The 6,032-nt window shown below is 71.3% G+C and carries 5 protein-coding genes; 3 read left to right on the top strand and 2 right to left on the bottom strand.

Translation table 11 applies throughout. The features are described from left to right. Positions 1 to 138: 138 nt before the first annotated feature. Positions 139 to 1,893 carry a 2-oxoglutarate dehydrogenase, E2 component, dihydrolipoamide succinyltransferase gene (gene sucB / locus ACQCX5_RS03905; protein ID WP_434540659.1) on the bottom strand — a complete coding sequence of 585 codons (1,755 nt, stop codon included), beginning with the start codon at positions 1,891 to 1,893 and terminating at the stop codon, positions 139 to 141. Positions 1,894 to 2,353: 460 nt separating this feature from the next. Between sucB and ACQCX5_RS03900 the strand changes: the two genes are divergently transcribed. From ACQCX5_RS03900 to ACQCX5_RS03890, 3 genes are read left to right on the top strand one after another with little or no spacing between them, the layout of a single operon-like run. Continuing rightward, positions 2,354 to 3,529, top strand: coding sequence for a DegT/DnrJ/EryC1/StrS family aminotransferase (locus ACQCX5_RS03900; RefSeq protein ID WP_434540658.1), 1,176 nt, complete (start codon positions 2,354 to 2,356; stop codon positions 3,527 to 3,529). Continuing rightward, positions 3,526 to 4,251: a hypothetical protein gene (locus ACQCX5_RS03895; protein WP_434540657.1), complete on the top strand. Its 726-nt coding sequence runs from the start codon at positions 3,526 to 3,528 to the stop codon at positions 4,249 to 4,251. The genes ACQCX5_RS03900 and ACQCX5_RS03895 overlap by 4 nt, the downstream gene beginning before the upstream one ends. Further along, positions 4,248 to 4,976 (top strand): amidohydrolase family protein, encoded by a 729-nt coding sequence (locus tag ACQCX5_RS03890; protein ID WP_434540656.1) that lies wholly within the window; start codon positions 4,248 to 4,250, stop codon positions 4,974 to 4,976. The genes ACQCX5_RS03895 and ACQCX5_RS03890 overlap by 4 nt, the downstream gene beginning before the upstream one ends. On the opposite strand, the gene ACQCX5_RS03885 is transcribed toward ACQCX5_RS03890, so the two are convergent. Further along, positions 4,969 to 6,030 carry a dihydrodipicolinate synthase family protein gene (locus tag ACQCX5_RS03885; protein ID WP_434540655.1) on the bottom strand — a complete coding sequence of 354 codons (1,062 nt, stop codon included), beginning with the start codon at positions 6,028 to 6,030 and terminating at the stop codon, positions 4,969 to 4,971. The two genes, ACQCX5_RS03890 and ACQCX5_RS03885, sit on opposite strands and share 8 nt — an antisense overlap. Between the last annotated feature and the right edge of the window lie 2 nt (positions 6,031 to 6,032).

The following is a 6,032-nucleotide window of genomic DNA, read 5'->3' as shown; positions in this document are numbered from 1 at the left end:
TCTCTTTTGTTCCGCGGTGGCTTGTGTCCAGCGAACCCACACGCCCCCACCCAACACCAGCTACGTGGATGTGGGGGCAACACAAGAGGCCCGGTCCCACAGGACCGGGCCTCCATGCTTGCCCCGCAGGGCCTTGTCTCAGAGCTCGCTGCCGAAGTCGCCGGCCTCGAGGCGGGCCTTGACGGCCGACAGGAAGCGGGCGGCATCAGCGCCATCGACCAGGCGGTGGTCGTAGCTCAGCGAGAGGTACATCATGTCGCGGATCGCGATGGTCTCGTCGCCGAACTGGTCCTGCACCACGACGGGGCGCTTCACCAGCGCGCCGGTGCCCAGGATGCCGACCTGCGGCTGGTTGATGATCGGGGTGTCGAACAGGGTGCCCGCCGACCCGTAGTTGGTGATGGTGAAGGTGCCGCCCGTCAGCTCGTCCGGGGTGACCTTGCTCGCACGGGTGCGGGCGGCCAGGTCGCCGATCTTCTTGGCGATGCCGGTCAGGTTCAGGTCGCCGGCGCCCTTGATCACCGGCACCATCAGGCCACGCTCGGTGTCGACGGCGATGCCGATGTCCTCGGAGTCCGCGTAGGTGATGGTGCCCGCATCAGTGTCGATGCTGGCGTTCAGCTTCGGGAACTGCTTCAGCGCCTCGACCGCGGCCAGGGTGATGAACGGCAGGTAGCTCAGCGAGGCGCCGTTGCGGGCCTTGAACTCATCCTTGTGCTGGGCGCGCAGGCGCGAGATCGCGGTCAGGTCGACCTCGACGGTCGCGGTCAGCTGCGCCGAGACCTGCAGCGACTCGACCATGCGGGTGGCGATGGTCTTGCGCATGCGGCTGATCTTCTCGGTGGTGCCGCGCTTCGCGGCAGCCTCCGGGGACGGCGCAGCCGGCGCAGCGGCAGCCGGAGCGGCGGCAGCGGCCGGGGCAGCGGGTGCTGGGGCCTTCTTCGCCTCGGCGGCGGCCAGCACGTCCTGCTTGCGCACGCGGCCACCGACGCCGGTGCCCTTGACCTCGGCCAGGTCGATGCCGTGCTCAGCGGCCAGCTTGCGCACCAGCGGGGTCACATAGGTGCCGTCACCCTCGGACGCGCGGCGCGCGGCAGGGGTCTGGGCCTCTTCGGCGACAGGGGCCGGGGCGGCGGGGGCAGTGGGGGCCGGAGCAGGCGCGGCGGGGGCCGGGGCCGGGGCGGCGGGGGCCGGAGCGGGCGCAGCGGGGGCTGGGGCCGGGGCCGGGGTCGCGGGCGCAGCGGGAGCGGGAGCAGCAGGGGCAGCGCTGGCATCGCCGATGATGGCGAGCACGGCGCCGACGTCGGCGGTCTCGTCCTCCTGCACCCGGATCTCAAGCACGGTGCCGGCGACGGGCGAAGGAATCTCGGTGTCGACCTTGTCGGTCGAGACCTCGAGCAGTGCCTCGTCCGCCTCGACGGTCTCGCCGACCGACTTGAGCCAGCGCGAGATGGTGCCCTCGGTGACGCTCTCGCCGAGCGCGGGCAGGGTGACCTCGGTGCCGGTGGCAGCACCGGCGGCGGGCGCGGGTGCGGCGGGTGCAGTCGGCGCCTCGGCAACGGGGGCGGGCGCGGCCGGTGCGGCGGGTGCCTCAGGGGCGGGCGCAGCCTCGGGTGCCGGTGCGGCAGGGGCCGCGGCAGCGCCGCCAGCCTCGTTCGGGTCGCCGATCACGGCAAGGACGGCGCCGACGTCAGCGGTCTCGTCCTCCTGGACGCGGATCTCGAGCAGGGTGCCGGCGACGGGCGACGGGATCTCGGTGTCGACCTTGTCGGTCGAGACTTCGAGCAGTGCCTCGTCGGCCTCGATGGTGTCACCAACAGCCTTCAGCCAGCGGGACACAGTACCTTCGGTGACGCTTTCGCCAAGTGCAGGCAGGGTGACTTCGGTCGACATGATCGGTGCAGGCTCCTTTGCTGAGGTGTCACAGGTCAGCCTAGCCCTACCAGAGAAGTGCTGCTGACAACAGGGCATGCCCCATTGGTGAAGGTGTCGTCTGTGCGCTGTGCCAGTGCCTCCGGGATCACCGTGCCTGCTCGCCTGCCCGAGCCCGGCACGCCGCTCCCCTTCACGTGCACGCCGCTCCCTTTCGGTCCGTGCCGCTCCCGTTGCGGCCCGGTCCAAGGGGAGCGGCGTGGACCGGAAAGGAGCGTGGTGCGCCTCAGGGGGAGCGGCATGCGCGGAACGGGTGCGGCGTGCGGCCAGCGTCAAGCCGGTGACCGTGTCTGCTGGCCACCAGGATCTGCTGGTGACCGTGTCTGCTGGCGATCGTGTCTGCTGGCGACCGGAGCGGAAAAGGTTTACCGTGGGATGAGGTCACCGTTGCCCGCCGCGATCCTGCCAGGAGAGCCCAGCCATGCCAGCACCGCATCACCCCACACCACCCCAGACCACACCGCCCCAGACCACCCCGCTGCACCTCACCCCGCGCCGCCCGTTCGCACCCGAGGCCCTCGACAACTGCGCCGCCGCCCTCGCCACCGGCTCGCTGTCCTCAATCAATGGACGATTCACCGCCGAGCTCGAGACCGGCTTCGCCGCACTGCACGGCGCCCGCCACGGCATCGCCACCTCGTCGGGCACCGCCGCGATCCACACGGCCATCGCCGCACTCGACCTGCCGCCCGGCACCGAGGTGGTGCTGCCGCCCATCACCGACGCGGGGTCGGTCACACCTCTGCTGGTCCAGGGCCTCGTCCCCGTCTTCTGCGACGTGGACGACCACCTCGCCATGACGCCCGAGGCCATCGAGGCCGTCATCACCCCGCGCACCGGCGCCATCATGGTCGTCCACCTGTTCGGCGGCGTCTCGGACGTCCGCGCCATCCGGGCGCTGGCCGACCTCCATGGCCTGAAGCTGGTCGAGGACTGTGCCCAGGCCCACGCCACCCAACTCGGCGAGTTCCATGTGGGCACGTTCGGCGACATCGGCATGTTCAGCTTGCAGCAGTCCAAGCACCTGACCAGCGGCGACGGTGGGCTGTGCCTGACCAACGATGACGCACTCGCCGCACGCATGCGACTGTTCCGTGACAAGGGCTGGGACCGCAGCGCCACCGGCGCCCGCTCCTACCCGGTGCTGGGGTTGAACTACCGCATCACCGAACTGCAGTCGGCCGTCGCGGTCGCCGGCCTGCCGGGCCTTCCCGCCGTCGTCGCCCGCCGCCGCCAGGCCGCAGCCCGCCTCGACGCCGCACTGTCGACCATGCCCGGCATCACGACCTGGTCGCCGCCACCGGCCGCCGAGGCGTCGTACTGGTGCTACCCGTTCTTCGTGCCAGCGGCCCTTCGCGACGAGTTCGGGCGCCGCCTGCTCGCGGCGGGCGTGCCGGTCACCCCCGGCTACATCGGCGCCCCGATCTTCGAATGCCTCGTCGCCACCGCCGACATCCACGCGCCGGTGCCGCACACCCGCGACGCCCTGTCGCGGCTGATCGTCTTCTGGCTGCACGAACACCACACGGACGACGACCTCGACGCCGTCGCCGGGGCCATCGGCGCCATCGCCCGCGACCTCGAAGGGCAGGCATGATGCACGAACTCTGGGACGCCGACCTGCTGCTCGGCCGTGACCCGCGCACCACCAACCGCGTCACCACCGACGACCTGGTCCGCTGGCAACAGGCCCAGCACATCACCGGGGGAGTGCTCGCCAGCCTGCGTGCCATCCACCTCGACGCGGCGAGCGGCAATGCCGAGGTCGCCACGGCAGCCACCAGCATGGGGCTGCGGCCGGCCATCACCCTCGAGACGCGCGACTGGCTGACAGCCCGCCGCCTGCTCGACGAGGCGCCCGACGCCAGCCTCGTCCGGCTCGCCCCGCAGCGGCAGGACTGCGCGCCCACCCACCCCGGGTTCCGAGCCATGGTGAATGCCGCCCTGGCGAGGGGTTTCACCATCTTCTGCGAGGGCGACGTGCGCACCTGGGGACCGGCGTTCGAGGGCCGCGGCGCGACCGTCGTGTTCCTCGACCTGAGCTTCTACCACCTCGGTGACTTCCTCGCGCTCGCCGCTGACGAGCCCGGGTTCCACGCCTCGACACGGTTGTTGAACGGCCCCGACAGCCTCGAGATCGTGCGCGACGAGCTGGGCATGTCGCGGCTCGTCTTCGGCTCGCGTCAGGGAGTTCACGAAGGTCTGGCGGCGGTCGAACGCCTGCGCACCTCACGACTGTCGGACGACGACCGCGCCGCCGTGGCACAGCACAACCTGCGCCGGCTGCTCGCCGAACCCACGGAACAGGACCACGCATGATCATCGACGCGCACGCCCACTGGGGCCCATGGTTCTTCTCGATGGAGACCGGCCCCATGGCCACCAACACCGAACTGCTCGACCGGTTCGGCATCGACATCCAGGTCGTCAGCGCCATCGAGGCCATCAACTACGACCCGGCCAGCGGAAACGCTGCCCTCGAGCGCGAATTCGCGCAGACCGACGATCCCCGGCTGTTCGGCTATGTGGTCATCGACCCGCGCGACCTGGCCCAGGCCCGGGCAGACCTGGCCCGGCTCACGGCACCGCGGTGGGTGGGGGTCAAGATCCACACGCACTACACCGGCACCCCGATCAGGTCGGCCGCGATGCGCCGGGCCGTCGAACTGGCCACCGACCACGGGCTGCCGGTGCTGCAGCACACCTGGGGCCCCGATGTCGTCGACCTGGCCGACCTGGCCAATGACGTGCCGGGGTCGCGGGTCATCGCGGGGCACATGGGCGCCGACGCGTGGCGGTTGATCCCCGAGGCGGCGCGCCGCAGCGACCGCATCTGGTTCGAACCGTGCTGGTCACAGCCCGAGGCTGGTCGCATCCGCTGGGTGGTCGACCAGGTGGGCGCCGACCGGTTGGTCTTCGGCTCGGACGCCACGCTGATCGACCCCTCGGTGACACTGGGGGCTATCGCCGCGGCCGACCTCAGCGAGCCCGAGCGTGCCGCCGTGCTCGGCGGCAACGCCCGGGAATTGCTGGGCCTCAGCTGAACCAGGCGTCCCTGTTCTCGGCGATGAACTGCTCGTCGAGCAGGTCGCCGAAACGTTCACGCGCACGGCTGATCAGGTCGACCTGTCCCGGTGACAGCACCTCGGCAGGGTTGAGGCACAGCGCCGTGGTGGCCAGGCCCTGCTGGCGCAGCACCTCGTTGACGCCGGGCACGCAGCCGGCGAAGTCGTTGGCCACGTCGAAGACGGCGCCATTGACCTCGACGAGGTCCTGCCCGGTGGCCAGCAGGTCGACGGGCACGTCACCGCCGAGCCCGCCCTCGGTCAGCTCCAACGCCTGGTGCGTCAGCGCCGTCGCTGCCCTGGCGCCCACCGCGTACTGGCCGAGCAGGCCACCGCTGAACCGCAGCACGCGCTGCTGGCCGTTGACCACCCGGCGGTGCGGCGAGACCAGGTCGACGATGATCGCATCGTCGTTGCCGGTCAGCAGTGCGACCTCGTCCCAGCGGTCCGAATCCAGGATCGCCTCGGCCACGTCGCGGGTGCGGTAGCGGTCGAACGGCGCGGTCTTGACCCCGATGACGGTCTCGATCTCGACCAGCTCGCGCCAGAAGGCGGCGGGCAGGTGCCGCCCGCCGACCGATTCCTGCAGGTAGAAACCCACGGACGGCAGCACGTCACCGACGGCCCGGGCCCGGTCGAGCAGCGCCTCGGGCACCACGCTGGCCATGCCCCGGGCGCACATCAGCACCGCTTCGAAGCCCTTGTCACGCGCCAGTTCGGTCTCGGCGACGGCCACCCCGTTGTCACCGGTGATGCCGGCCACCAGCAGCACGCGCCGGCCGCTGGCGGCGACCTCGTCGGCCACCAGCTGCCACAGGTCACCCAGTGCGGCCCGGTCGTCGTGCAGCTCGAACTGGGTGGTGTGCACGCCGACGGCCAACCCGTCGACGCCCGCGGCCAGGTAGTAGCGGATGACCGCACGCTGGGCCCGCCAGTCGATGGCGCGGGACTCGTCCAACAACAGGGGCACCGCCGGCATGGCACCGCGCAGGTCGGTGCCGGTCAGGGTCGGTGCGGGCAGGGTGGTGGTCATCG

The sequence above is a fragment of the Aestuariimicrobium sp. G57 genome, assembly GCF_050110855.1.
Lineage (GTDB): Bacteria > Actinomycetota > Actinomycetes > Propionibacteriales > Propionibacteriaceae > Aestuariimicrobium.
The sequence above is the reverse complement of the archived record's forward strand: the minus strand, read 5'-3'. Positions and strand labels throughout refer to the sequence as shown.